At 68.2% G+C, this 22,364-nt stretch carries 25 protein-coding genes and 1 tRNA gene; 15 read left to right on the forward strand and 11 right to left on the reverse strand.

Annotation, left to right across the window (positions count from 1 at the left end; translation table 11 throughout):
- Nucleotides 1-32: 32 nt before the first annotated feature.
- From coaBC to ACTVZP_RS10450, 3 genes are all read right to left on the reverse strand, one after another.
- The gene (gene coaBC, locus ACTVZP_RS10440) at nucleotides 33-1,223 is read right to left on the reverse strand and encodes a bifunctional phosphopantothenoylcysteine decarboxylase/phosphopantothenate--cysteine ligase CoaBC (RefSeq protein ID WP_443212096.1); all 1,191 of its coding nucleotides are present in this window, start codon (nucleotides 1,221-1,223) and stop codon (nucleotides 33-35) included.
- A gap of 137 nt (nucleotides 1,224-1,360) precedes the next feature.
- Complete coding sequence (locus ACTVZP_RS10445) at nucleotides 1,361-2,185, reverse strand: ChaN family lipoprotein (RefSeq protein WP_443212097.1); 825 nt, start codon at nucleotides 2,183-2,185, stop codon at nucleotides 1,361-1,363.
- Nucleotides 2,182-3,060, reverse strand: a complete 879-nt coding sequence (locus ACTVZP_RS10450) for an RNA polymerase factor sigma-32 (protein ID WP_443212098.1) — start codon at nucleotides 3,058-3,060, stop codon at nucleotides 2,182-2,184. The genes ACTVZP_RS10445 and ACTVZP_RS10450 overlap by 4 nt, the downstream gene beginning before the upstream one ends.
- A 54-nt stretch (nucleotides 3,061-3,114) precedes the next feature.
- Between ACTVZP_RS10450 and cobU the strand changes: the two genes are divergently transcribed.
- From cobU to ACTVZP_RS10485, 7 genes are all read left to right on the forward strand, one after another.
- On the forward strand, nucleotides 3,115-3,669 hold the full coding sequence (gene cobU / locus ACTVZP_RS10455; RefSeq protein WP_443212304.1) for a bifunctional adenosylcobinamide kinase/adenosylcobinamide-phosphate guanylyltransferase: 555 nt from the start codon (nucleotides 3,115-3,117) through the stop codon (nucleotides 3,667-3,669).
- Nucleotides 3,666-4,244, forward strand: a complete 579-nt coding sequence (locus tag ACTVZP_RS10460) for a histidine phosphatase family protein (protein WP_443212099.1) — start codon at nucleotides 3,666-3,668, stop codon at nucleotides 4,242-4,244. Before cobU ends, ACTVZP_RS10460 begins: the two co-directional genes overlap by 4 nt.
- A gap of 206 nt (nucleotides 4,245-4,450) precedes the next feature.
- Nucleotides 4,451-4,527, forward strand: a tRNA-Arg gene (locus ACTVZP_RS10465).
- A 285-nt stretch (nucleotides 4,528-4,812) separates the two neighbouring features.
- A complete protein-coding gene (locus ACTVZP_RS10470) occupies nucleotides 4,813-5,175 on the forward strand; it encodes an SUF system Fe-S cluster assembly protein (RefSeq protein ID WP_443212100.1) in 363 nt (120 codons plus the stop codon).
- A 94-nt stretch (nucleotides 5,176-5,269) separates the two neighbouring features.
- Nucleotides 5,270-5,626, forward strand: a complete 357-nt coding sequence (locus ACTVZP_RS10475) for a HesB/IscA family protein (RefSeq protein WP_443212101.1) — start codon at nucleotides 5,270-5,272, stop codon at nucleotides 5,624-5,626.
- A gap of 71 nt (nucleotides 5,627-5,697) precedes the next feature.
- Nucleotides 5,698-6,435, forward strand: coding sequence for a triose-phosphate isomerase (gene tpiA / locus ACTVZP_RS10480; protein ID WP_443212102.1), 738 nt, complete (start codon nucleotides 5,698-5,700; stop codon nucleotides 6,433-6,435).
- A 397-nt stretch (nucleotides 6,436-6,832) separates the two neighbouring features.
- Nucleotides 6,833-8,014 carry a cytochrome P450 gene (locus ACTVZP_RS10485; protein ID WP_443212103.1) on the forward strand — a complete coding sequence of 394 codons (1,182 nt, stop codon included), beginning with the start codon at nucleotides 6,833-6,835 and terminating at the stop codon, nucleotides 8,012-8,014.
- A gap of 98 nt (nucleotides 8,015-8,112) precedes the next feature.
- Here ACTVZP_RS10485 and ACTVZP_RS10490 read toward each other — a convergent pair whose 3' ends face one another.
- The gene (locus ACTVZP_RS10490) at nucleotides 8,113-8,574 is read right to left on the reverse strand and encodes an Lrp/AsnC family transcriptional regulator (RefSeq protein ID WP_443212104.1); all 462 of its coding nucleotides are present in this window, start codon (nucleotides 8,572-8,574) and stop codon (nucleotides 8,113-8,115) included.
- Nucleotides 8,575-8,716: 142 nt separating this feature from the next.
- Here ACTVZP_RS10490 and cobA point away from each other — a divergent pair, with 142 nt between their 5' ends.
- The 6 genes from cobA to ACTVZP_RS10520 all read left to right on the forward strand — a co-directional run bounded on the left by cobA (nucleotide 8,717) and on the right by ACTVZP_RS10520 (nucleotide 13,500).
- Nucleotides 8,717-9,481 carry a uroporphyrinogen-III C-methyltransferase gene (gene cobA, locus ACTVZP_RS10495; RefSeq protein WP_443212105.1) on the forward strand — a complete coding sequence of 255 codons (765 nt, stop codon included), beginning with the start codon at nucleotides 8,717-8,719 and terminating at the stop codon, nucleotides 9,479-9,481.
- On the forward strand, nucleotides 9,478-9,783 hold the full coding sequence (locus ACTVZP_RS10500; protein ID WP_443212106.1) for a DUF2849 domain-containing protein: 306 nt from the start codon (nucleotides 9,478-9,480) through the stop codon (nucleotides 9,781-9,783). Before cobA ends, ACTVZP_RS10500 begins: the two co-directional genes overlap by 4 nt.
- A 25-nt stretch (nucleotides 9,784-9,808) precedes the next feature.
- Nucleotides 9,809-11,479: a nitrite/sulfite reductase gene (locus tag ACTVZP_RS10505; RefSeq protein ID WP_443212107.1), complete on the forward strand. Its 1,671-nt coding sequence runs from the start codon at nucleotides 9,809-9,811 to the stop codon at nucleotides 11,477-11,479.
- Nucleotides 11,469-12,227, forward strand: coding sequence for a phosphoadenylyl-sulfate reductase (locus ACTVZP_RS10510; protein WP_443212108.1), 759 nt, complete (start codon nucleotides 11,469-11,471; stop codon nucleotides 12,225-12,227). The genes ACTVZP_RS10505 and ACTVZP_RS10510 overlap by 11 nt, the downstream gene beginning before the upstream one ends.
- The gene (locus ACTVZP_RS10515) at nucleotides 12,224-12,631 is read left to right on the forward strand and encodes a DUF934 domain-containing protein (RefSeq protein ID WP_443212109.1); all 408 of its coding nucleotides are present in this window, start codon (nucleotides 12,224-12,226) and stop codon (nucleotides 12,629-12,631) included. Before ACTVZP_RS10510 ends, ACTVZP_RS10515 begins: the two co-directional genes overlap by 4 nt.
- A gap of 62 nt (nucleotides 12,632-12,693) precedes the next feature.
- Nucleotides 12,694-13,500, forward strand: a complete 807-nt coding sequence (locus tag ACTVZP_RS10520; protein WP_443212110.1) for a ferredoxin--NADP reductase — start codon at nucleotides 12,694-12,696, stop codon at nucleotides 13,498-13,500.
- A gap of 160 nt (nucleotides 13,501-13,660) precedes the next feature.
- Here the strand turns inward: ACTVZP_RS10520 and ACTVZP_RS10525 are convergent, their stop codons facing one another.
- Entirely contained in the window at nucleotides 13,661-14,311 is a 651-nt protein-coding gene (locus ACTVZP_RS10525) for a hypothetical protein (protein WP_443212111.1), read from the reverse strand.
- Between the two features lie 128 nt (nucleotides 14,312-14,439).
- On the opposite strand from ACTVZP_RS10525, the gene infC reads away from it, so the two are divergent.
- Complete coding sequence (gene infC / locus ACTVZP_RS10530; RefSeq protein WP_443212112.1) at nucleotides 14,440-15,024, forward strand: translation initiation factor IF-3; 585 nt, start codon at nucleotides 14,440-14,442, stop codon at nucleotides 15,022-15,024.
- A 70-nt stretch (nucleotides 15,025-15,094) separates the two neighbouring features.
- Here the strand turns inward: infC and ACTVZP_RS10535 are convergent, their stop codons facing one another.
- From ACTVZP_RS10535 to ACTVZP_RS10545, 3 genes are all read right to left on the reverse strand, one after another.
- Nucleotides 15,095-16,099 carry a molybdopterin-binding protein gene (locus ACTVZP_RS10535; protein ID WP_443212113.1) on the reverse strand — a complete coding sequence of 335 codons (1,005 nt, stop codon included), beginning with the start codon at nucleotides 16,097-16,099 and terminating at the stop codon, nucleotides 15,095-15,097.
- Complete coding sequence (locus ACTVZP_RS10540; RefSeq protein ID WP_443212114.1) at nucleotides 16,099-17,070, reverse strand: XdhC family protein; 972 nt, start codon at nucleotides 17,068-17,070, stop codon at nucleotides 16,099-16,101. The genes ACTVZP_RS10535 and ACTVZP_RS10540 overlap by 1 nt, the downstream gene beginning before the upstream one ends.
- 91 nt (nucleotides 17,071-17,161) lie before the next feature.
- The gene (locus tag ACTVZP_RS10545) at nucleotides 17,162-17,866 is read right to left on the reverse strand and encodes an OmpA family protein (protein WP_443212115.1); all 705 of its coding nucleotides are present in this window, start codon (nucleotides 17,864-17,866) and stop codon (nucleotides 17,162-17,164) included.
- On the opposite strand from ACTVZP_RS10545, the gene ACTVZP_RS10550 reads away from it, so the two are divergent.
- Nucleotides 17,858-19,321 carry a hypothetical protein gene (locus ACTVZP_RS10550; RefSeq protein WP_443212116.1) on the forward strand — a complete coding sequence of 488 codons (1,464 nt, stop codon included), beginning with the start codon at nucleotides 17,858-17,860 and terminating at the stop codon, nucleotides 19,319-19,321. The two genes, ACTVZP_RS10545 and ACTVZP_RS10550, sit on opposite strands and share 9 nt — an antisense overlap.
- A gap of 165 nt (nucleotides 19,322-19,486) precedes the next feature.
- On the opposite strand, the gene ACTVZP_RS10555 is transcribed toward ACTVZP_RS10550, so the two are convergent.
- From ACTVZP_RS10555 to ACTVZP_RS10565, 3 genes are all read right to left on the reverse strand, one after another.
- On the reverse strand, nucleotides 19,487-19,912 hold the full coding sequence (locus tag ACTVZP_RS10555; RefSeq protein ID WP_443212117.1) for a hypothetical protein: 426 nt from the start codon (nucleotides 19,910-19,912) through the stop codon (nucleotides 19,487-19,489).
- A 161-nt stretch (nucleotides 19,913-20,073) separates the two neighbouring features.
- Nucleotides 20,074-21,270, reverse strand: coding sequence for a vWA domain-containing protein (locus ACTVZP_RS10560; protein ID WP_443212118.1), 1,197 nt, complete (start codon nucleotides 21,268-21,270; stop codon nucleotides 20,074-20,076).
- 107 nt (nucleotides 21,271-21,377) lie between these two features.
- Entirely contained in the window at nucleotides 21,378-22,292 is a 915-nt protein-coding gene (locus ACTVZP_RS10565) for an AAA family ATPase (RefSeq protein ID WP_443212119.1), read from the reverse strand.
- Nucleotides 22,293-22,364 lie beyond the last annotated feature (72 nt).

Consider the following 22,364-nt stretch of genomic DNA (forward strand, 5'->3'; position numbering starts at 1 on the left):
TTGAAATATCCCCGCCGGAGGCGCACGGCTCCTCAGGCGAGACGCTCGGCGATCCGGGCCGCCAGCCTGCGCGCCACCTCGTCCTTGCCCATGCGGGGCCAGTCCTCGACCCCCGCCTCGGTGATCAGGTGCACCGCGTTCTCCGACCCACCCATGATCCCCGTGCCGGGCGAGACATCGTTCGCCACGATCCAGTCGCAGCCCTTGCGCGCGCGCTTGGCGGTCGCATGGGCGACGACCTCATCCGTCTCGGCCGCGAAGCCCACCACCAGCCGTGGCCTGCCCTCGGCTCGCCGGGCGACGGTCGCCAGGATGTCCGGGTTCTCCGCGAAGTCCAGCGCCGGTCCGCCCGATCCCTTCTTCATCTTCGACGAGGCGGCGTTGGCCACCCGCCAGTCCGCCACCGCGGCCGCGAAGATGGCGGCATCGACGGGCAGTGCCGCCTCGACCGCCGCCATCATCTCGCGCGCCGTCTCGACGCGGACGAGTTCCACGCCCGTGGGTGGCGCGACCGCCGCCGGCCCGGTCACGAAGGTCACCCGGGCGCCAAGGTCCCTCAAAGCCGCAGCCAGCGCCGTGCCCTGCGCCCCGGACGAGCGGTTGGCGATGTAGCGCACGGGATCGATCGGCTCGTGCGTGGGTCCAGAGGTCACCAGTACCCGCCGTCCCGCCATCGGGCCGCCGCCGAGTGCGCCCTCGATGGCGGAGAGGATCTCCGCAGGTTCGGCCATGCGCCCGAAGCCGAATTCGCCGCAGGCCATGTCGCCCTCGTTCGGTCCGACGGCCAGCACCCCGTCTCCGCGCAGGGTGGCCAGGTTGCGCTTCGTCGCGGGATGCTCCCACATCCGCACGTTCATGGCCGGGGCCATCAGCACCCGTGTGTCCGTTGCGAGCAGCAAGGTCGAGGCAAGATCGTCCGCCCGGCCCTGCGCCATCTTCGCCATGAGGTCGGCCGTCGCCGGCGCCACCACCACGAGATCCGCCACACGCGACAGCGCGATGTGACCCATCTCGGCCTCCTGGGTGAGGTCGAAGAGTTCCCGGTGGACCGCCTCGCCCGCCAGAGCCGAAACCGAAAGAGGGGTCACGAACTCGGCCGCCGCGCGGGTCATCACCGGCGTCACCGCACAGCCGCGGTCGCGCAGACGGCGGATCAGTTCCAGAACCTTGTAGGCCGCGATCCCGCCGCCGATGATCAGAAGTATGCGCTTTCCGTCCAGCATCCCGCGCCCCCGAGGCAGAGCCTCAGGTGTAGGGGGGGCGGCGAGGACTGACAACCCGCGCCATGACCTGCCCGAAAGCCCCGCGCCCACCGCCGGTGCCTGCCTTGCCGGGGGGCGCTTGGCGCTCGGACACTTCTTCAGCGCTCCATGCCGCCGACGAGGTCGGCACAGGGATCGTCGCGCGGGACCGGAGCCGTCACCAGCCAGAGGTCGAACGGCACCTCTCCTTCCGGGGAAGTCTCGAACTGGCCCACGGAAAGCACGCGCAATTCAGGTGCGGCGTGGGCGAGGACAGACGGAACACCCTTGTCGCGCCGCGCGTGGCCTGTCCCGGTGATCACTGCTACCGGGCCGCCGGTCTCGTCCAGCGCCTGCAGCACCGACCGGGCGAGCGCGGCATCGCGCAGGCGCTGTGCCTCGACCATGCCCGGCAGCAGGTCGGGCGGAAGCGCGTCGCAATGCGCGACGCGTTGCTCTTCCGTGCGATCCGCCAGATCGGCCGCGTCGAGCGGAAGATCGAGGCCGAAGCGCGGTGCCTCGGCCCCGAAGGCCGCGGCCGCACCCGACTTCACCGCTGCCCGCGCGTCCTCACGCGAAATCTCGGCACCGAACACCTGCGCCTCGGGCGCAGCCAGGAATATCGGATGATACAAAGCGAAATCCGGCCAGCCAGAACGATCCCATTCAAGTTCCGCGGCAAGCTTGCGCTCGTCGCCGAGCAACCGGGGAGCGACCAGAGCCGCCTTTTCCGGTGTAAGCATCTCGAAGACCAGAGCCGACGGCCTCAGGCCCGCAACCGCCACGGCCTGATTTTCATGGTGACGGGGATTGTCGTGCACCTCGCCCAGGATCACGACATCGGCGGGCGGCAGGCGGGCAAGATCCGCCGGCTGGATCCGGTCAGCCAGTCCCGGCCGGGCCGCGACGGCCAGCCCTGCCGCAAGAAGGAGGCTCTGCTTCATAGAAGAAAATGATGCACCTCCCGCGACTGGGCTTCAAGGCTCCGCCGCATCTTCGCGAAGGCAGCTGCTTCAAGCTGCCGCACCCGCTCCTTGGAGAGCTTCAGTTCTTCGCCGAGGCTTTCCAGAGTCCGGGGCATATCGCGCAACTTCCGCTCGGTCACGATGAAGCGTTCGCGCGCGTTCAGCTGCTGCATGGCGGCCACAAGCCAGCCGCGAAGCCGCTCGGCATCCAGCGATCCCTCGACCACCTCGGAAGCCTGCGCCGAATCGTCCTCGAGAGCATCGATCCATTCGCGCCCCTCGTCCTCGGCCGATTGCGTGGCATTGAGCGAGAAATCCGACCCGGAGAGCCGCCCCTCCATCATCTCGACATCGGACAGCGGGACCCCCACGTCATGCGCAACCATCTCGCGCAGCTGATGCGCGTCGAGCTGCTCGCCGCGCTGGGATGCCTCACGCTCGAGCCGGGCCTGAACCCGCCGCATGTTGAAGAAGAGGGCCTTTTGACTGGAGGTCGAGCCCGTGCGCACCAGCGACCAGTTCCGCATCACGTAATCCTGGATGGATGCCTTGATCCACCACACGGCATAGGTCGAGAAGCGCACGCCGCGGTCGGGGTCGAACTTGTCTGCGGCCTTCATCAGGCCCAGCGACGCCTCCTGGATGAGGTCGTTCATCGGCGCGCCGTAGCGGCGGTACTTCGAAGCCATGGAGATGGCGAGCCGCATGTAGGCCGTAATCAGCCGGTGCAGCGCCCGCTCGTCGCGCTGATCCCGCCAGGCATAGGCGAGGCGGAGCTCGGTTTCGGCATCCAGAAGCTCCGCCCTCATCGCTTGGCGTGACATCGTTTGATCGGTATATCCGTCCAGTGCCATCAGGACCCCCTGTCGAACCCGGTCGCGTCTCGGGAAATACTACGGAAAAAACACATGTCCGGATCACATGTTTTCACACTGCCACCACTCACGCTGGTGCTTGGGGGGGCACGGTCCGGAAAATCTCGAATGGCGGAGCAGCTGGTCATCGGTTCGGGCCGCCCCCGTTTCTACCTTGCAACGGCCGAAGCATGGGATGACGAGATGCGCGAACGGATCTCGGCTCACCGCCGCGACCGGGGCGACGGCTGGCACACCGTCGAGGAGCCGCGCGATCTCTCTCCTGCCTTGTCACGGATGCCTCCCGAGGCTTGCGTCCTGCTGGATTGCGCGACGCTGTGGCTGTCCAATCATCTGTGGGCCGAAAGCGACATCGATGCCGAGATCGCCGTGCTTCTTCACGCGCTTGGGTCCTGTCCTGCACCCGTTGTCGTGGTCTCAAACGAGGTAGGGTGGGCGATAGTTCCCGAAAATTCTCTGGCAAGGCGCTTCCGCGACGAACAGGGGCGCCTGAACCAGCGGCTCGCGGCGCAGGCGGGGCTCGTGGTTGCAGTCATGGCCGGCCTGCCAATGGTGCTGAAGGGCCGCATGCCGGAGGTCGCCGCGTGATCCGGCTTCACTGGGTCCGCCACGGCCCGACCCATGCGACGGTGATGCTCGGCTGGACGGACCGCCCGGCGGACCTGTCCGACGAGGCCACTCTCGCGCGCCTAGACGCGGCCCTGCCGCGAGGCGCATTGCTCATATCGTCGGATCTGGTCCGCGCCTCCGCCACGGCCGATGCACTGGCCGAGGGCCGGATGCGCCTCGCCCACGATCCGAGGCTTCGCGAAATCCACTTCGGCGCCTGGGAGGAGCGGAGCTTTGCCGCGATCGAGGCCGGCACGCCGCGGCGGATGCGCGCCTTCTGGCAGGATGCCGGCCCGGCTCGCGCTCCCGGAGGGGAAACGTGGCACGAGCTGCGGCACCGCGTGACCGCCGCGATACGCGAGATTTGCGAGCATCACGACGGAGAAGACGTGGTCATCGTCTCGCATTTCGGGCCGATCCTCGTCAGCCTGCAGCTGTCCCTCGGCCTCGGCGTGCAGGAGGCCTTCGGCCACCGGATCGAGCCGCTGTCCGTCACCTCTATGGCCCTGGATCCGTCGGGCTGGAAGGTGATCGGGGTGAACCAGTCGGCCTGATCGCGACAAGTTCCGCTCTCGGATGCCCGGCCCGTGCCTGCAAGCCCGCGCCTGTCAGGATGTGCCGCCGGAACCACAAACCAGCCGGATCCTGCCCGCAATGTGAAGTCGCAGGCTCCCGGCGCAGCCGCCCCCCCATGAAAGTCAGCCGGGCCTGCAGCATCCTGTTGCAGCCCGCCCGGCAAGCCGCTATACCGCCCGCCAACGCACCCGTAGCTCAGCTGGATAGAGCGCTGCCCTCCGAAGGCAGAGGTCACACGTTCGAATCGTGTCGGGTGCGCCATTCAGCCTCTCCCGATCCGCAGTGTGGTGTCGCCCGGTCGCGGGTGCGCGCTCTTCCATGCTGCTTTCCGGCTCGTTCCGCCTGCGTGCTTCCGGCTTATCCCCTCATCGCGCGCTGCCGGAGGGACTGCGAACCCGCTTCGCCGGGTCGCGAACGGCTGATCCTTGGGCCGAAATGCCCAGCCTTCGGGCAAACTCCCTTGCTGCAGGCCGACTGCCGTCGCGGCACTGGACCTCGGGGGCCGCATTCCCTATATAATCAGTCAACAAACCGCGCGAGAGTCTCATGAACCAGCAGCAGGACATGATCGAGGGCGCACCCCTCATCAAGCCATCGACGACCGACCATCCGCTCTACGACACCATCGTGGAGGCCTGCCGCACGGTCTACGACCCGGAGATCCCGGTGAACATCTTCGACCTCGGGTTGATCTACACGATCGACATTTCGGGCGAGAACGATGTCGAGATCCTGATGACCCTGACCGCACCCGGCTGTCCGGTGGCAGGAGAAATGCCCGGCTGGGTGCAGGATGCGGTCGAGCCGATTCCCGGCGTCAAGTCTGTGGTCGTCGGCATGACCTTCGATCCTCCCTGGGGAATGGACATGATGTCGGACGAGGCGCGGCTGGAACTCGGCTTCATGTAGATCCGGTGCGGCGCCAGCAAGGCAGCGGCGGCTGCCGGGCTTGAGACCGCGACGCGCACCTCCCATATCCGCCTCACAAGCGAGAGGTTTTCAGATGTTCTCCATCCCCGGCAAGCAGGCCGTGACCCTGACCCCAGCCGCGGCGCGGCAGATCGCACGGCTGATGGACAGGCAGGGCTCGAAGGGTCTGCGCATCGGCGTGAAGAAGGGCGGCTGCGCTGGCATGGAATACACCATGGACTACGTGTCGGACATCAACCCGATGGACGAGACCGTCGAGCAGGACGGCGCGCGGGTGATGATTGCCCCCATGGCGCAGATGTTCCTTTTCGGAACCGAGATCGACTACGAGACCGGCCTCATCGAGTCGGGCTTCAAGTTCCGGAACCCCAATGTCGTCGATGCCTGCGGGTGCGGCGAATCGATCAAGTTCCGCGACGCAGAGGCCTGAGCGGCCCCCGAGGCTTTCCCCGCACGTCAGGATCGCTTAACTAGTCCCAGCGAAACCGACAGGGGACAGACATGCGCAAGCTTGCAGCGGGCAACTGGAAAATGAACGGGGTCGAGGCCGATCTCGCCGAGATCGATGCACTCATGGCCGCACATCCGGCGCCGCACTGCGAGATGCTGATCTGCCCGCCCGCGACGCTGCTTGCCCGCATGGCCGCACGAGCCACCTCGGACCTGATGGTCGGCGGACAGGACTGCCATCCGAAGGTGTCCGGCGCGCACACCGGCGACGTGTCGGCGGCGATGCTGGCCGATGCCGGCGCGAGCCACGTCATCCTCGGCCATTCCGAGCGGAGGGCCGACCATGGCGAGAGCGACTCGCTCGTGCGGCTGAAGGCGGAGGCCGCGCATTCGGCGGGCCTTGTCGCCATCGTCTGCGTCGGCGAGACCGAGGCGCAGCGGGATGCCGGCCAGACCCTCGACGTGATCGGCGCGCAACTCGCCGGCTCGGTGCCGGATGGGGCTTCTGCCTCGAACACCGTCATCGCCTACGAGCCGGTCTGGGCGATCGGCACCGGCCGCACTCCGACCACGGCGGAGATCGCCGAGGTTTATGGGTTCCTGCGGGCGCGCCTCGCAGAGCGCTTCGGCGACGCGGACGGGTTCCGACTGCTCTACGGCGGATCGGTCAAGCCGTCCAACGCGGCCGAGATCTTTGCCGTCCCGAACGTGGACGGCGCGCTCGTCGGCGGGGCCAGCCTCAAGGCGGCCGATTTCGGCGGGATCGTCGCGGCGCTCTCGGCCGCCTGACCGGACGGCCTGCATTCCGCAGCAATCGGGTCCGGGTTGGCCGGAGATGCGTGCACTGTGCAGATGCGCGGCCACCCGGCATGCATGAGCCACTTGGCGCAGATGCCCGGACCCGTCATGCCATTGCCGCCTGCGCGGCATTGGCACCGGAAGGCGCCGCTGCGTATTACCCTTGGTCGGCGATGGCTGTGGCACGGAGCAGCGGTCCGACGGACAGGACGCAGGACGATGCGAACGCGCTTGCGGCACTCTTCCGTTCTGATGAAGTTGATGTTCTGGCCGCGCGAACTGGACAGTCTGGCAGGGCTCGTCCATCCTTGTCCCGACGCAGGCGACCTTCGCTCACCCACGCGACCCTGACATTCCCTGCGCCGCTCCCCGACATTCGCCCGCACCGATGCAGATCCTGAGCCAATCCCCCCACGACCGGAGCTTCCTCCGCGACCCCTATCGCTTCTATCGGAAGGCGAGGGCCGCGGGGCCGTTCTTCCATTGGGCGGAACTCGGCCTCGTCTGCACCATGTCACATGCGGCCACCAGCGCCATCCTGCGCGACCGTCGCTTCGGCCGCGAGATCCCGCCAACGAGGCGCGAGCCGATGCCCGAACACCTCGCCGCCTTCGCGGCTGTCGAGGAGCATTCGATGCTCGAACTCGAACCGCCGCGCCACACGCGCCTGCGCAACCTGGTGCTCCGGGCCTTCACCACGCGCCGCATCGGCACCCTGCAGCCGGAGATCGCCGCGCTCCCCCATCGCCTGATCGACGATCTGCCGGAAGGGCCATTCGATCTGCTGCCCGCTTTCAGCCAGCGCCTGCCGATCACCCTGATCGCCCGGGTGATCGGCATTCCGGACGCGCTGGCACCCGAGGTGCTGCGCTGGTCCTCTGCCATGGTGGCGATGTATCAGGCAGGCCGCAGCCGCGAGATCGAGGAGCGCGCCGCCGCGGCCGCCGCCGTCTTCGCCGAATTCCTGCGCCTCTACATCGACGCGCGCCGCAGTCGGCCCGCGGATGACCTGCTGACGCATCTGATCGCCGCCGAGGCGGACGGGCAGCAACTCTCGACGGACGAGATCGTCTCGACCTGCATCCTGATCCTCAATGCGGGTCACGAGGCGGCAGTCCACGCCATCGGCAATGCGGTGACGACCCTGCTCCGTCACCGGACGCCACCCGAGGCGCTGTCGGCTGCCAATGTCGGCGCTACGGTCGAGGAACTTCTCCGCTTCGACCCGCCCCTCCATCTCTTCCGCCGCATGGCCTACGCGCCGGTGGAGATCATGGGGCATTCCTTCGCCGAGGGAGACGAGGTGGCCCTGCTTCTTGCGGCGGCGAACCGCGATCCCGGGCCGTGGCACAAGCCGGACCGATTTCTCTGGAACAGGCCCGAAAAGCCTCATCTCGCCTTCGGCGCGGGCGTGCACTTCTGCCTCGGCGCCCCGCTTGCCCGGCTCGAACTGACGACGGCCTTGCCGATCCTGTTCTCGCGGCTTCCCGCGCTGCGACTGGCGAAACCGCCGCGCTGGTCGGACAGCTGGCACTTCCGCGGGCTGGAGGGGCTGATCGTCGAGCGGTAAGACCGGCGCCGGCGGGGGCTTCGCGCCCCCGCACCCCCGCGGGATATTTGGGCGAGAATGAAGGAGGTGCGGCAGGCGCGCGAGGCCGGCTTACAGGTTCAGACCGGCAGCACGGTCGTCGCCTTGATCTCCTCCATCGAGAGCAGGGCCGTCACATTGTAGATACGCACCTCGGATATCAGCGCCTGATAGAAGGTGTCGTAGGCCCGTGCATTGGCGACGCGAACCTTGAGGATGTAGTCGATGTCCCCAGCCAGCCTGTGCGCCTCGAGCACCTCGGGGCGTTCCCGCAGGGCCTTGAGGAACTTGCGCTGCCACTCCGCCTCGTGCTCGGACGTGCGGATCAGCACGAAGAAGCAGGCTTCGAGCCCCAGCGCCTCGGGGTCCAGCAGCGAGGTCTGCCGCAGGATCACGCCTGCCTCGCGCATCCGCCGGATCCGATTCCAGACCGGCGTCTTCGAGGAGCCCACCTTGCGGGCGATCTCGTCCAGCGACTGGCTCGCGTCCGCCTGCAGCTCGACAAGGATTTTCCTGTCCATCTCGTCCATCCGGACCGCCATCCGCGCAACTCCCCGTTCCGTGGAACCTCGTTCCACGATGCGCATCGTATGGAACAATCTTCCTTATCTGCAAGCGGATATGGCGAATGACGGGGAAGATGTCCTACATTGCGTGATGAACTCCCAGCGATGGATGGCAAGGATGCTGCAAGCGCTCACCGCCCCCGGACAGGTCATCTTCGTCGGCGCCGGTCCCGGCTCGGTCGACCACCTGACGATGGGCGCCTGTCGGGCGCTGACGCAGGCCGACGTCGTGATCCACGACCGTCTGGTCGGGCCGGAGATCCTGGATCTCATCCCGCCTTCGGCTCTTCGGATCGAGGCGGGCAAGGAAGGCTTCGGCCCCTCGGTGCCGCAGGAGACGATCAATGCGCTGATCGTCGAGCATGCGGCGACGGGGCGGCGCGTCGTACGGCTGAAGTCGGGCGACAGCGGCATTTTCGGCCGGCTGGACGAGGAGATCGAGGCGCTCGACGCGGCCGGCATCGGCTGGCGCATCGTGCCGGGGCTGACGACGGCGGCCGCCGCGGCCGCGACGATCGGGCAAGGCCTCACGAAGCGCGGGCGCAACGCCTCGCTCCGCATCCTCACCGGCCACGACATGGCGGGATTCGCCGAGCAGGACTGGCGCGGACTCGCGCGTCCGGGCGAGGTCGCCGCGATCTACATGGGCAAGAAGTCGGCCCGCTTCATCCAGGGCCGCCTGATGATGCACGGCGCCAGCGCCGATACGCCCGTGACAGTCATCGAGAACGTGAGCCGGTCCGACGAGCGGATCGTCGCCGGGACGCTCTCGACCCTCTCCGACGCCGTTGCCGGACTCTCCGGCCCGGCTATCGTGCTTTATGGGCTCGCGCCACGCCGCGCTGCGGCGGCCCTGCCCCTGCTGAAGGAAGCCACCGCATGAGCCGCCCGTTCATCCCGAAGGTCGTGACCGCCAATGCCCTCCTCGAGGGCGACGTCGTCTATCTCACGGCGGACGACCGCTGGACCCGCCATCATCACGAGGCCGAACTGATCGAGGACGAGGCCCACGCCCAACTCCGCCTGCTGCATGCCGCGGCCCGGACGGCCGAGGTGGTCGGCGCCTATCTCGCAGATGCGAAGGCAGGCCCGGATGGACCGGAGCCGATTCACTTCCGCGAGGTGTTCCGCACGCGCGGTCCCTCGAACTATCGCCACGGCAAGCAGGAGGTGGCGGCGCTCTGACGCCGCGCACCGGGAAGGGGCAGCCATGTACAGCTACAACGACTTCGACGAAGCCTTCGTCCGCACCCGTGTCGCGCAGTTCAGCGAGCAGGTCCGCCGCCGCATCGACGGCTCGCTGACCGAGGACGAGTTCAAGCCGCTGCGCCTGATGAACGGGCTCTACCTGCAGCTCCATGCCTACATGCTGCGGGTGGCCATCCCCTACGGCACGCTCGACAGTCGCAAGATGCGCCAGCTTGCCATGATCGCCGAACGCTGGGATCGCGGCTACGGACATTTCACGACGCGTCAGAACATCCAGTTCAACTGGCCGAAGCTGCCGGACGTGCCCGAGATCCTTTCGGCTCTGGCCGATGTCGAGATGCATGCCATCCAGACGTCGGGCAACTGCGTGCGGAACGTGACGGCGGACCATTTTGCCGGTGCCGCCGCCGACGAGATCGAGGATCCTCGCCCGGTGGCCGAGCTTCTGCGCCAGTGGTCGACCGACCATCCCGAGTTCCAGTTCCTGCCGCGCAAGTTCAAGATCGCCATCACCGGGTCCCCCAACGACCGGGCGGTGACGAAGGCGCATGACATCGGCCTGCGCATGGTGCGCGACGACGCCGGCGAGCCGGGCTTCGAGGTGATCGTGGGCGGTGGTCTCGGCCGGACGCCGATGGTGGGCCGCGTCGTCCGCGACTTCCTGCCGAAGGCGGACCTGCTTCCCTATGTCGAGGCGATCCTCGGCGTCTACAACGAACTCGGGCGCCGGGACAACAAGTACAAGGCCCGCATCAAGATCCTCGTCCACGAGACGGGGCTCGAGGCGCTGCGCGAGATCATCGAGCAGCGCTTCCTCGAGACGCGCGCCGAGTTCGCCGGGCAGGACGAGGCGCTGCTGGCCGAGATCGAGAAGGCCTTCGCTCCGCCCGCCTTCCGCAAGGCGCCGACGACTGCGTATGACGACTTCTACCGGGCCGACCCGGTCTTCCGCGCCTGGGCCGACACCAATCTCGCCCCGCACCGGAACGGCGACTATGCCATCGTCACGATCAGCCTGAAGGCGCCGGGTGCCACGCCGGGCGATGCCACGGCCGAGCAGATGCGGGTGATGGCGGACCTCGCCGAGCGCTACGGCCACGACGAGCTGCGCATCAGCCACGAGCAGAACGTGATCCTGCCGCATGTCCACAAGTCGGACCTGCCGGCGGTCCATGCCGCCCTCGTGCAGGCGGGTCTCGGCGCGGCGAATGTGGGGCTGATCTCGGACATCATCGCCTGCCCGGGCATGGATTACTGCGCGTTGGCGACCGCCCGCTCGATCCCGGTGGCGCAGGAGATCGCCCTGCGCTTCGAGGAGCTGAAGCTCGAGCATGACGTGGGGCCGCTGAAGATCAAGATCTCGGGCTGCATCAATGCCTGCGGCCACCACCATGTCGGTCATATCGGGATCCTCGGCCTCGACCGTGCGGGCGTGGAGAACTACCAGATCACGCTCGGCGGCGACGGGACCGAGACGGCCACGATCGGCGAGAAGACCGGCCCGGGCTTTGCCTATGACGAGATCGTGCCCGCCATCGAGCGGATCGTCCGCGCCTATCTCGAGGTCCGGAGCGAAGCTTCCGAGACCTTCCTGCAAACGCTGCGGCGCGTGGGGCCCGCGCCCTTCAAGGCCGCGCTCTACAATGGGGAAGGCGCCAAGGATGCTGCGTGAGGTCCCGCAGGGCACGGTGGCCGACCGGGTCGCCGCGCTGAACACCCGCTACAAGCACCACGGCGCGACCGCCGTGCTCGAACATGCGCTGAAGGACGCGGACCTGGGCCGGGTTGCCCTGGTTTCGTCCTTCGGGGCCGAGTCGGTGGTGCTTCTGCATCTCGTGTCGGTCATCGCGCCGGAGACGCCGGTGATCTTCATCGACACGCGGATGCTGTTCCAGGAGACACTCGACTACCAGCGCCAGCTGGCCGATACGCTGCATCTCTGCGACGTCCGCACGATCCGGGCGACGCAGCCGCGCATTTCCTTCGAGGATCCGGACGGCACGCTGAACCAGTACAACACGGATGCCTGCTGCGCCGTCCGCAAGGTCGAGCCGCTGGAGCGGGCGCTTCGGCACTTCGACGGCTGGATCACGGGGCGCAAGCGCTACCAGAGCGGCAGCCGGGCCGCGGTCGAGTTCTTCGAAGCCGAGGACGACAGGCGGATCAAGGTGAACCCGCTCGCCCACTGGGGCCGCGAGGATCTCGAGGAATACATCTCGAACAACAACCTGCCGCGGCACCCGCTGGTGGCGAAGGGCTATCCGTCCATCGGTTGCGAGCCCTGCACCTCGCCGGTGGCCGAGGGCGAGGATCCTCGTGCCGGGCGCTGGCGCGGCAGCGCCAAGACCGAATGCGGCATCCATTTCATCAACGGTCGCGCGGTGCGCGGGCCGGTGACCAAGGAGGAGGACGCAGCATGAGCGTCATCGTCACCGACAAGGGCTTCGCGAAGGACGACTGGGCGGGCGAAATCGCCCCTCTCGACGCGCTGCCCGACGGAGCGGAGGCCGTCGATCTGGCCAATACCGACGATCCGGCGCGGCTCGGCAACCGGCTGGAGCAGCTCGGCCTCATCCGCATCGCCTTTCCCTCCTTCAGCGACGGGCGCGGCTTCACTCTGGCCAAGCGGCTGCGGCGGATGGGCTACCAGGGCCGGCTGCGCGCGCACGGTCCGCTGATCGCGGATCAGTACGCCATGGCCCGCCGTTCCGGCTTCGACGAGGTGGAGATCCCCGACGATCTGGCCGCCCGCCAGCCCGAGGACCAGTGGCTCTTCCGGGCCGACTGGCAAAACCATGACTATCAGTCGCAGCTTAAAGGCTGATTCCGCCCTTTCTTCGCCGGGTGCGAAGTTTTACTGAAAGAGCGGACCAAGGGGACCGAGCCATGAACCAGAACGCCGCCATTGTGAAGACCCTGCCCGATGCGCAGACCGTGACCACGGTGCAGCATTGGACGGACCGTCTCTTTTCCTTCCGCGTGACCCGTCCGCAGTCGCTGCGGTTCCGCTCGGGCGAGTTCGTGATGATCGGACTGCTCGACGAGCGCGGCAAGCCGATCATGCGCGCCTATTCCATCGCCTCGCCGAATTGGGACGAAGAGCTCGAGTTCTACTCGATCAAGGTGCCGGACGGACCGCTGACCTCGCGGCTTCAGCACATCCAGCCGGGCGATCAGATCATCCTGCGGCCGAAGCCCGTGGGGACGCTCGTCCTCGACGCCCTGCTGCCCGGCAAGCGGATCTGGTTCCTTGCGACCGGGACGGGCATTGCGCCCTTCGCCTCGCTGATGCGCGACCCTGACACCTACGAGCGTTACGAGCAGGTGATCATGATGCACACCTGCCGCGAGAAGGCCGAGCTGGAATACGGCCGGCAACTGGTCGAGAGCCTCAAGGACGACCCGCTGATCGGCGAGATGGTGGGCGACAAGCTGCTCTACTATCCGACCACCACGCGCGAGACCTCGGACCGGATGGGCCGGATCACCGACAACCTCACCTCGGGCAAGGTGTTCGAGGATCTGGGCGTGCCGGTGATGAACATGGCCGAGGACCGCGCCATGGTCTGTGGATCGCTCCAGTTCAACCTGGACGTCAAGACCGTGCTGGAAGGCTACGGCCTCCGCGAGGGTGCCAATTCCGAGCCGCTGGAATACGTGGTCGAGAAAGCCTTCGTCGGCGACGGCATCTGAGCCCCGACAGGAAAATCCGGAAGACCCATGCCGCGCGTCCCCACGCGCGGCATTCGCATTCTTAACCGCCAACGGGGCCCGAGCAGGACCGGTCGGGAGGGCAAGGCGACGAGACTCGGTGTCGCTCGGAAGGCCGGCCACAGGTCCGGCCGGCCAACATTCACTCGACCGCGCTCGTCTCGCCTTCGAGGTTGGAAGGCTCCAGCCCCAGCGATGTCCGCACCGTCTCCAATGCCGAGCCGAGAAGCTCTGGCGTCGACTCGGCGGCATTGATCGTGTTCTTGAGACGCTCCTTGGTGGCAGCGTCGAGGTCGGATGACTCGATCATCGCATCCACCCTCTCGCGGTCGAAGGTTTCGACCCGAAGGAGATCCTGTGGCAGCAGTTCGTCCGCCGCATCTGCGGCATTCCGAGCCGCGAGGGTTGCCGCGGCCGCCGCTTCACGCGCAGCCTCCACCGCCGCATCCGCGGCCGAAGACGCGGCCTCGCCAGCCGTCCGGGCGGCCTCCTTCGTCGCATCTGCGGCGGCAGCGGCGGCATCCGACGCGGCTGCGGTCGCCGCATCGGCCGCGGCCGCCGCGTCCGAGGCAGCCCTCGCCGCCGCGTCCTCAGTTTCCGTTGCGGCAGCCTCCGCCTCTTCTCCGGCAGCTTCGGCCGCCCGACGGGCCTCTTCGGCAGCGCGGGCCGCCTCCTCCTCCGCCGATCGCGCGGCTTCCGCAGCCTCTTCCTGTGGGAGGTAGCCATACTGGTACCAGCCGAAGCCCGCGGCCACGAGCAACACGAGCCCGACGATGATCGCAATCCTGTTCATTCTGTCTCCGTCCTGCGGCGGCACTTTCGCCTGCACCGGGAAAACGCTGCGATGCCGCAGGCCGTTCCCCCGGATCAGCCGCAGTTCCGGCCCGATTCAGGTTGAAAGGCATCGGTGGGGACACTATTTTGCGCCGCACATTTGCCAACTGCACAAGGAACGCCACCATAGCCCGCAGACCCCACAACGCCCCGCCGCAACGCGAAACGGGCCCCCGTGTAAACGAGCGCATCCGCTGCCCCGAGGTTCGCCTGATCGGCGCCAATGGCGAGAACATCGGGATCGTCACCCCCTCGCGCGCCATGATGATGGCCGAAGAGGCGGGGCTTGATCTGGTGGAGATCTCGCCGAACGCGGAACCGCCGGTCTGCAAGATCATGGACTTCGGCAAGTTCAAGTACGAGCAGCAGAAACGCGAGGCCGAGGCCCGCAAGAAGCAGCACATCATCGAAATCAAGGAGATCAAGTTCCGTCCCGGGACCGATATCCACGATTTCGAAGTGAAGATGCGCTCGGTGCTGAAGTTCCTCAGCGAAGGCGACAAGGTGAAGGTCACCCTGCGCTTCCGTGGTCGCGAGATGGCGCACCAGGAACTCGGTCTGGAACTGCTGAACCGCGTAGCGGCTCAGGTCTCGGAAGCCGAAGCCGGCAAGGTCGAGGCGATGCCGAAACTCGAAGGCCGCCAGATGGTGATGATGATCGCTCCCAAATAGGCGAGCGTCCCGTCGCGCGACCGCAAAGGGGGCCATGGGCCCCCTTTCCGCTTCTGGCGGGGCATGGGCGTCAGCCCTTCCGCTCTCGCGGTTGGGGACGGATGGGGATCTCCTTCAGAAGCCCGCCCACCCCCATTGCGGCGATCTCTTGGTCGCCGACCTCCAACCCGCATGCCAGCCGCTCGAGAACCCAGTCGGCCCCGTTCAGCGCCGGAGACCGGGCGCAACCGGGAAGCCCGATCACCGGCCGCGCGCCGAGGCGGCCGTGGAACAGGAGGTTGCCCGGATCCACCGGCATGCCGAACCTGCGGACCACGCCTCCGGCCCGGCGCAGCGCCTCGGGCGCCGTGTCGTAAAGGTCCGAGGTGGCCGAGCCGGTGAGGATCAGCAGCACCTCGCCCGGCATCCGCGCCAGAGCCTCGGCCATCGCACCTGTCTCATGGGCGGTCGTCGCCACCTCGGCGAGCGCGATCCCCAGTGCGGCCAGCCGTTTCTCGACAGCGCGGCGGCCCTTCGCCGACAGCTTCGCGTCCTGCCCGGGAACTTCGGTGAGCAGCAGGCCGGCGGTGCGCCGGATCACCGGCAGGATGCGCAGCGCCTCGCGGGCCAGCGCCTCCGCCTGCGACAGCGACGCCTCCGCGACACCGTAGGCGATCATCTTCACGGTACCCACGAGCATCCCCGGCTCGACCCGCACGAGGGGCGCCAGCGTCGCCAGCGTGATCGTCGGATCGATCCGGTTGAGCGCGTGGATCCGGTCCACATCGAGCGTGACGAGCCCCGGCCCCGTCGCATTCAGGTTCACCCGCCCAGTGAACGCCGCCGACCGCGAAAGCCCGGCCGCGCGTTCATCCGGAACCAGCGCCGCGGCAAGACGGGACGCCGCCGCATCCTCTGCCACGTCATCCGGTCCGAGTTGCGCGACCGTGACTTCCGTCACCCCCGCCGCGCCAAGAGCCTCGATCTCTCCCGCTCCGAGTACGAGGCCCTTTCGCAACCTTCCCTCTGGCAGGACGAGCGAATGGGCGAGAATGCAGCCCGCGGCTTCCTCCAGCGGGACGGCTCCGAAGCGCATCAGCCGCGCCTCAGCCGCTCGGTGATCTGGGCAAGGATCGAGAGCGCGATCTCGGCCGGGCTGCGCGCGCCGATGTCGAGGCCGACCGGAGCGTGGATCCGGGCGATCTGCTCTTCCGCGACGCCTGCAGCACGGAGCCGGTCGAGCCGCTTGCCGTGGGTCCGCGGCGAGCCGAGGCAGCCGATGTAGAAGGCAGGCGAGGAAAAGGCGGCAAGAATGGCCGGATCGTCGAGCTTGGGATCATGCGTCAGCGTCACCACCGCTGTCCGGCCGTCCGGTGCGAGGCGGTCAAGAGCCTCGTCGGGCCAATCCTCGAGGATCGTCTCGCCGGGGAACCGCTCGGCCGAGCCGAAGGCGCTGCGCGGATCCACCAGCGTCGGCTGGTAGCCCGCGATCCGCGCCATGGCCAGAAGCGGTTGTGCAATATGGACGGCGCCCACCACGATCAGGCGGAGCGGAGGGTTGTGAACGCCGATGAACCAGCCGTCCTCCTCGAGCCCGGACCGATCGGACCTCAGCCGTGCGGCCGCCCGCGGATCCTCGGGACCGAGGAGACGGTGCTCGCCGCTTTCCACGTTCACCAGCATGGCAACGGGACGCTTCGCCGCGCGGGCATCGACCAGTTCGGCCAGCAGCCCGGCAGGCAGCGCGGGCCCGACCGGCTCGACCAGGACCCGGATCGTGCCTCCGCAGGCCAGTCCCACCGCGAAGGCTTCATCGTCGGAAACGCCAAAGGTCAGCAGCCTCGGCCTGCCATCGCCAAGCGCCGCCGAGGCTTCGGCGATCACCGCACCCTCGACGCAACCGCCGGAGACGGAACCCATCATCCGGCCATCGCCCGAAATGGCGAGCTGACTTCCCGTCGGCCGCGGGGCCGAACCCCACGTCTCGATCACGGTCGCAAGCACGGCCCCCTCGCCAGCGCGATGCCATTCCAGCGCGATTTCCGGGATGTCGTCGTGGCTGGCCAAGCGCTTCCTCCGTCTCTGCCTCCCGGATCATGCGACGGACGAAGCGCGGGCCGCCAGTGCCAAAAGGTGGCATGGCGGCCCGCAGGCAGCCTCAGTTCGAGGCCGTCTGCATCAGCGGCGTGATGAGGCGCACCGCCACGCGGCGGTTGCGCTGCTCGGACCCGTCGGTGTCGACGCGGAGATCCTCCTCGCCGTAGCCCTGAACCACCAGGTTCTCCGGCGGCACGTCGTAATATTCGGTCAGCGCGAGCGCCACCGACTCCGCCCGCCGGTCCGAGAGCGCCAGGTTCGAGGCCGCATCACCCACCGCATCGGTGTGACCCTCGATCAGGAAGACCTCGTCGGGACGCTCGGCGACCATGTCGGCAATGGTCTGGCCCAACGCGGCAAGCTTCTCGGCCTCGTCCGGGTGGATCGCCGCAGACCCAGTGTCGAAGGTGATCTGGTCGACGTCGATCGCCGGCGCAAGCGCACGGACCTCCTCGTATTCCCGGATCTGGCGCAGGCTATAGGTCCGGTCCATGTTGCGACCACGAGACTGTTCCAGCGCCTGGCGCAATTCGCGCGTGTCGCGGGTCTCGACGAAGCTGTAGACCGGCGCCGGTTCGGGCAGGCGCGAGACATCCACCTGCTGGACAGGGGTCAGGTCGTCGATGAGCAGCACTTCGCGCCCCTGGCTGTCGATGGCCGTCCGGCGAAGCACCCGACCCGCGGCGTCGCGGATCGTCACGATCTGCGTGCCGTCGCCACGGGTGACGACCGACCGCGTCGAGCCGTCGTCGTAGCTTTGCGTCACGACCTCCGATCCGGGACGCCGGAGCAGCGTGTCGTCATCCTTCAGCACCGAGTAAGTGCCGTCGGCCCGCTGCACCACGACCCGGTCGCCGCTGTTCGACACAACCTCGTCGCGGTTGTTGTTCAGAAGCGCCCCGACAGCGAGACCGCCAAGCGCGAGCAGTCCGAACTTCTCGAAGTTCGACAGGCCGCCGTCGTCGTCATCGTCATCGTCGTTGTTGTTGCCGTCGAGCAGCGTGCGAAACTCCTCGTTGCTCGAGCGGCTGTTGTCCTCGGTGATCCGCTCGGCGCGATTGGCCGCGCGCCGGGCATCGCGTGCCGCCTGGCGTGCATCCTGCGCCGAGTCGGCCGCTGCGTCGGCGGATTTCTCGCCGTTCTCCTCGCTCTCGAGCGCACGGGAAAGGGCCTGCCGCGACTCTTCGCGGTTGGCGCGACGCGGACGGTCGCGGTCGGCTTCATTGTCGGCGGCATTGCGGTTCTCACGGTCGCCTTCGGCAGCATTGCGGTTCCGGTCGCCCTGCCTGTTTTCGGCATTCTGACGGTCCCGCGCGCGATCACCGGCAGCACGCGCCGGACGGTCGCCCTCGCCCGGCCGGGCGTTCCCGTCTGCATTCCTGTTCCCGCCATCGCGGTCGGAGCGGTTGCGCTCGGCGTCCTCGGCTGCGCGTGCCGTCCCATCGCCATCGTTTTCGAGAAGCCGCCGGCGAAGTTCGTCGGCGTCAGGGCGATCTCCATCGGATCCACCAGCCTGATCCGTGGCCCGGCCCCCATCGCGGCCCTCTGCACCCCCGTCAGCGCCATCATTGCCAATGCGCGCTGCGCGATTTGCAGGACGATCACCATCGCGCGTGCCGGCGCCGTCGTCCGAACGATCCTCGCTGGCCGCGCGATTGGTCCGGCGCTCGCGGTTGGTCGCGGCATCCCCTTCCTGGGCGTTGAGACGACGATTGGAGCCCTCTTCATCGCGACCCTGTTCCGGCTCGCCGGCCCGACGAGTGGTCTCGGTATCCGCGGCGCGATTGGCCCTTCCTTCATTGCGATCCGCATTGCGCTCGGCGTTCCGCGGGCGGTTGGCACCGTCCTCGGCCGGGCGCCGATCGGCCGCGTTTCCGCCCTCGCCCTGGCCCGCACGCTGCGAACGATCGCCGTCCTGCTTTCTCTCGCGGTTCGCAGGGCGATCTGCCTGGTCGCGATCCTGCTGCCCGCCGCCCTCGGCGGCCGGGCGCTTCTTGCCCTCCTGCTTCGCAGCGGCCTCGCCGCGCTGGCGCTTGGGCGGGCACTCCTCAGGGTTCTGGGCGCAACGAGCCTCACGGCCTTCCTGGGCCATGAGGGGAAGCGGCTGGAAGGTCGACAGTGCCACCGACAGCGCGGCCGTGGTCGTCAACAGACGGCTCTTCATCGGAAATTCCTTTCATTACCGGTCCGGCTTCCTGCGCCGGACCATTCTTGCGGCTGAAAAACTTTCCAGAACGCACAATCGTTCCAGAGGATGCGCTCGCAACGCCGCGTCGGCGGTATTCTCGGAATGCGGCTTCGGCGGTTCGGCAGCCTTCTGCCGCACGCATGAAAAACGCCGCCGCCCGGCGGGCGACGGCGGAACTCTTGTGTGCCGGTCCTGACTTTATTGCGGAACGGCGCCGGTCGAGTCATCGGTGCCGTCGGGCTGTTCGGTGCCCGGGACGGCCGGATCCATGCCCTCCGTCTGGAGACCGCCGCCGGTCGAGGTGGCATCGACGGGGGCCGCAGCCGTGGAATCATCGGTGCCGCCAGGCGTTTCCGATCCGGGCACCATCGGGGTCATGGCCGTATCCCCCGAGGCGCCGCCGCCGGACGAGTCGTCCGGGCTGACCGGAGCCGCGGCTTGCGAGTCGTCCGTGCCGCCCGGCGACTCGGCGCCCGGCACCGACTCAGCGCCCGGCGGGCAGGTCACGCTGGCCGAAGGGATACAGTCTTCGGTGGTGGTGGCCTGCGCATTGGCCGCGACGGGCTGAAGCGCGAAGAGGCCGAGCGACAGGGCGGCGGCAGTCTGGAGCAGTTTGGTGCTCATCGTCGTTCCTTTCTGTCTGTGATCGCGGCCTCTCGGCTACGGATCTGCATGGCGCATCAACCGACCGGAACCGCCTGCGTTCCCGGATCAGCACGAAGCCGCAGATAACAGATGTGTGAAGAAGAACCGTCCTGAGGGGTCCGAGAGGGCTCGAGGCGCCGCTACCGGCGCGACAGGGCCTCGGCAAGCGCCTCCAGGGAGGCCACGGAATGGGCAGCGCGCAAGCTGTCCACATGCGGCAGCATCGCCCGAATTCCCGAGGCGCGCGGCGCAAAGCCTTCCCACCGCAGCAGCGGGTTCAGCCAGATGAGGCGCCGCGTAGACAGGTGCAGCCGCTCCATCTCGCGCGAAAGTGCTTCAGGCTCGCCGCGGTCCAGACCGTCGGTGATGAGGAGCACCACCGCCCCCTGCCCCAGAACCCGGCGCGACCAGTCGCGGTTGAAGACATGCAGGCAGTCGCCGATCCGGGTGCCGCCGGACCAGTCCTGCGCCTCGGCCCCGGCGGCCGTCAGAGCGGCATCGACGTCGCGGCGGCGCAGGTGCCGGGTGATGTCGGTCAGCCGCGTCCCGAAGGTGAAGGCATGAACGCGCGCCCAGCCCTGCCCCTTGCGGTTCGAGACGGCATGGATGAAGTGGAGGACCAGCCGCGAATAGCGCGACATCGATCCCGAGATGTCGCAGAGCACGACGAGATTCGGCCAGCGCTCGGCCGGACGGCGGCGGGCGAGCGCCGGAATCTCGCCACCCTGACGCAGGGCGCGGGCGAGGGTGCGGCGCAGATCCACCCGCGCGCCACCGGCCGCGGCGCGGAGCCTGCGGGACCGGATCGGCGGCACGGGCAGCGACAGCTGCGCAAGCATCCGCCGCGCTTCTTCCATTTCGGCGGTAGACATCTGCTCGAAATCCAGCCGCTTCAGCCGTTCTTCCTCGGACGCGGTCTCGGCCGCGTCGATCTCGATGACGCTGCCCTCGGGTTCAGGCGCAAAGCGCTCGGCGCGGGCCGCGCCGTCGAGCAGCGCCTCGGCCGCGCGCTTTTCGGCCGGCGCGGGCGGCCGATCCTCCTGCGCCCCCCGCAACTGCGGCAGGAGGAGGCTCATCATCTGCTCGAGGAACTGCGGATCGCGCCAGTAGAGGCGGAACACCTGCGCGAAGACCGCCCGGTGCTCGGGGCGCGAGACGAAACAGGCGTGGAGCGTCCAGTAGAAATCCTCGCGCGAGGTGAAGCCCGCGGCCTCGACGGCGCGGACCGCATCCACCACCCGGCCCGAGCCGATGGGCAGGCCCGCCTTGCGCAGCGCGCGGGCGAACCAGAGGATGTTGCGGGCGAGGTGGCCGTCGGCAGGCGCGCGGATCTCCATCGTTCAGTCCCGGCAGGACCGGAGCCGGGGGGCTGTCTGCCCCCCGCGCCTCCGGCCAGGGCCGGAGGCCCCCCCGAGGATATTTCCCCGAGAATGAAAGAAGGATCTCATGCCGGAGCGAGGTCGCGGCGGGCCTCGTCGAGCAGGCGGCGCGCCTCGGAACCCTGGATCTTCTGGATGTCGTCCTGATACTTCAGCAGCGCACCGAGCGTGTCGGCGATGACCTCGGGCGAAAGTTCGATCACGTCGAGCGCCAGCAGGCACTTGGCCCAGTCGATGGTCTCGGCGACGCCGGGACGCTTGAAGAGATCCTCGCGGCGCAGGCGCTGGACGAAGGCCACGATCTCGCGGCTGAGCGTCTCCTGCGCCTCGGGCGCGCGGGCGGCGAGGATCTGCGCCTCGCGCTCGAAGCCGGGATAATCCACCCAGTGGTAGAGGCAGCGGCGCTTGAGCGCGTCATGCACCTCGCGGGTGCGGTTCGAGGTGAGGATCACCACCGGCGGCTCGGGCGCGCGGATGGTGCCAAGCTCTGGGATCGTGACCTGGAAATCCGAAAGCGCCTCGAGCAGGAAGGCCTCGAAGGGCTCGTCGGTCCGGTCGAGTTCGTCGATGAGCAGGACGGGCGCGCCGCCCGGCTGGGGCCGCATCGCCTGAAGGAGGGGGCGTTCGATGAGGTAGTCCTCGGTGAAGAGCTCGGTCCGCAAAGCCTCGCGGTCGGCGCCGCCGGCCGCTTCCGCCGCGCGGATCGCGATCATCTGCGCGGCGAAGTTCCAGTCGGCCACGGCAGAGGCGGCATCGAGACCCTCGTAGCATTGCAGGCGGATCAGGCGGCGCCCGAGCGCCGCGGCGAGGGCCTTTGCGATCTCCGTCTTGCCGGTCCCGGCCTCGCCCTCGAGAAACAGCGGCCGACCGAGCTTGAGGGCGAGGAAAACCACCGTGGCGAGGGCGCGGTCGCTGACGTACCCCTCGCTTGCCAGCAGGGCAGTGGCATCATCGATGGAAGCAGGCGGCGGATGGGTCAAAGTGGCACTCCGGTTCGGCCCGAGGTTGGCCGAGGCGGCCGGCTGCGGTCAAGCACGGGGCGCGTCATTGCG

The sequence above is a fragment of the Rhodobacter sp. NSM genome (assembly GCF_052244495.1).
Taxonomy (GTDB): domain Bacteria; phylum Pseudomonadota; class Alphaproteobacteria; order Rhodobacterales; family Rhodobacteraceae; genus Cereibacter_A.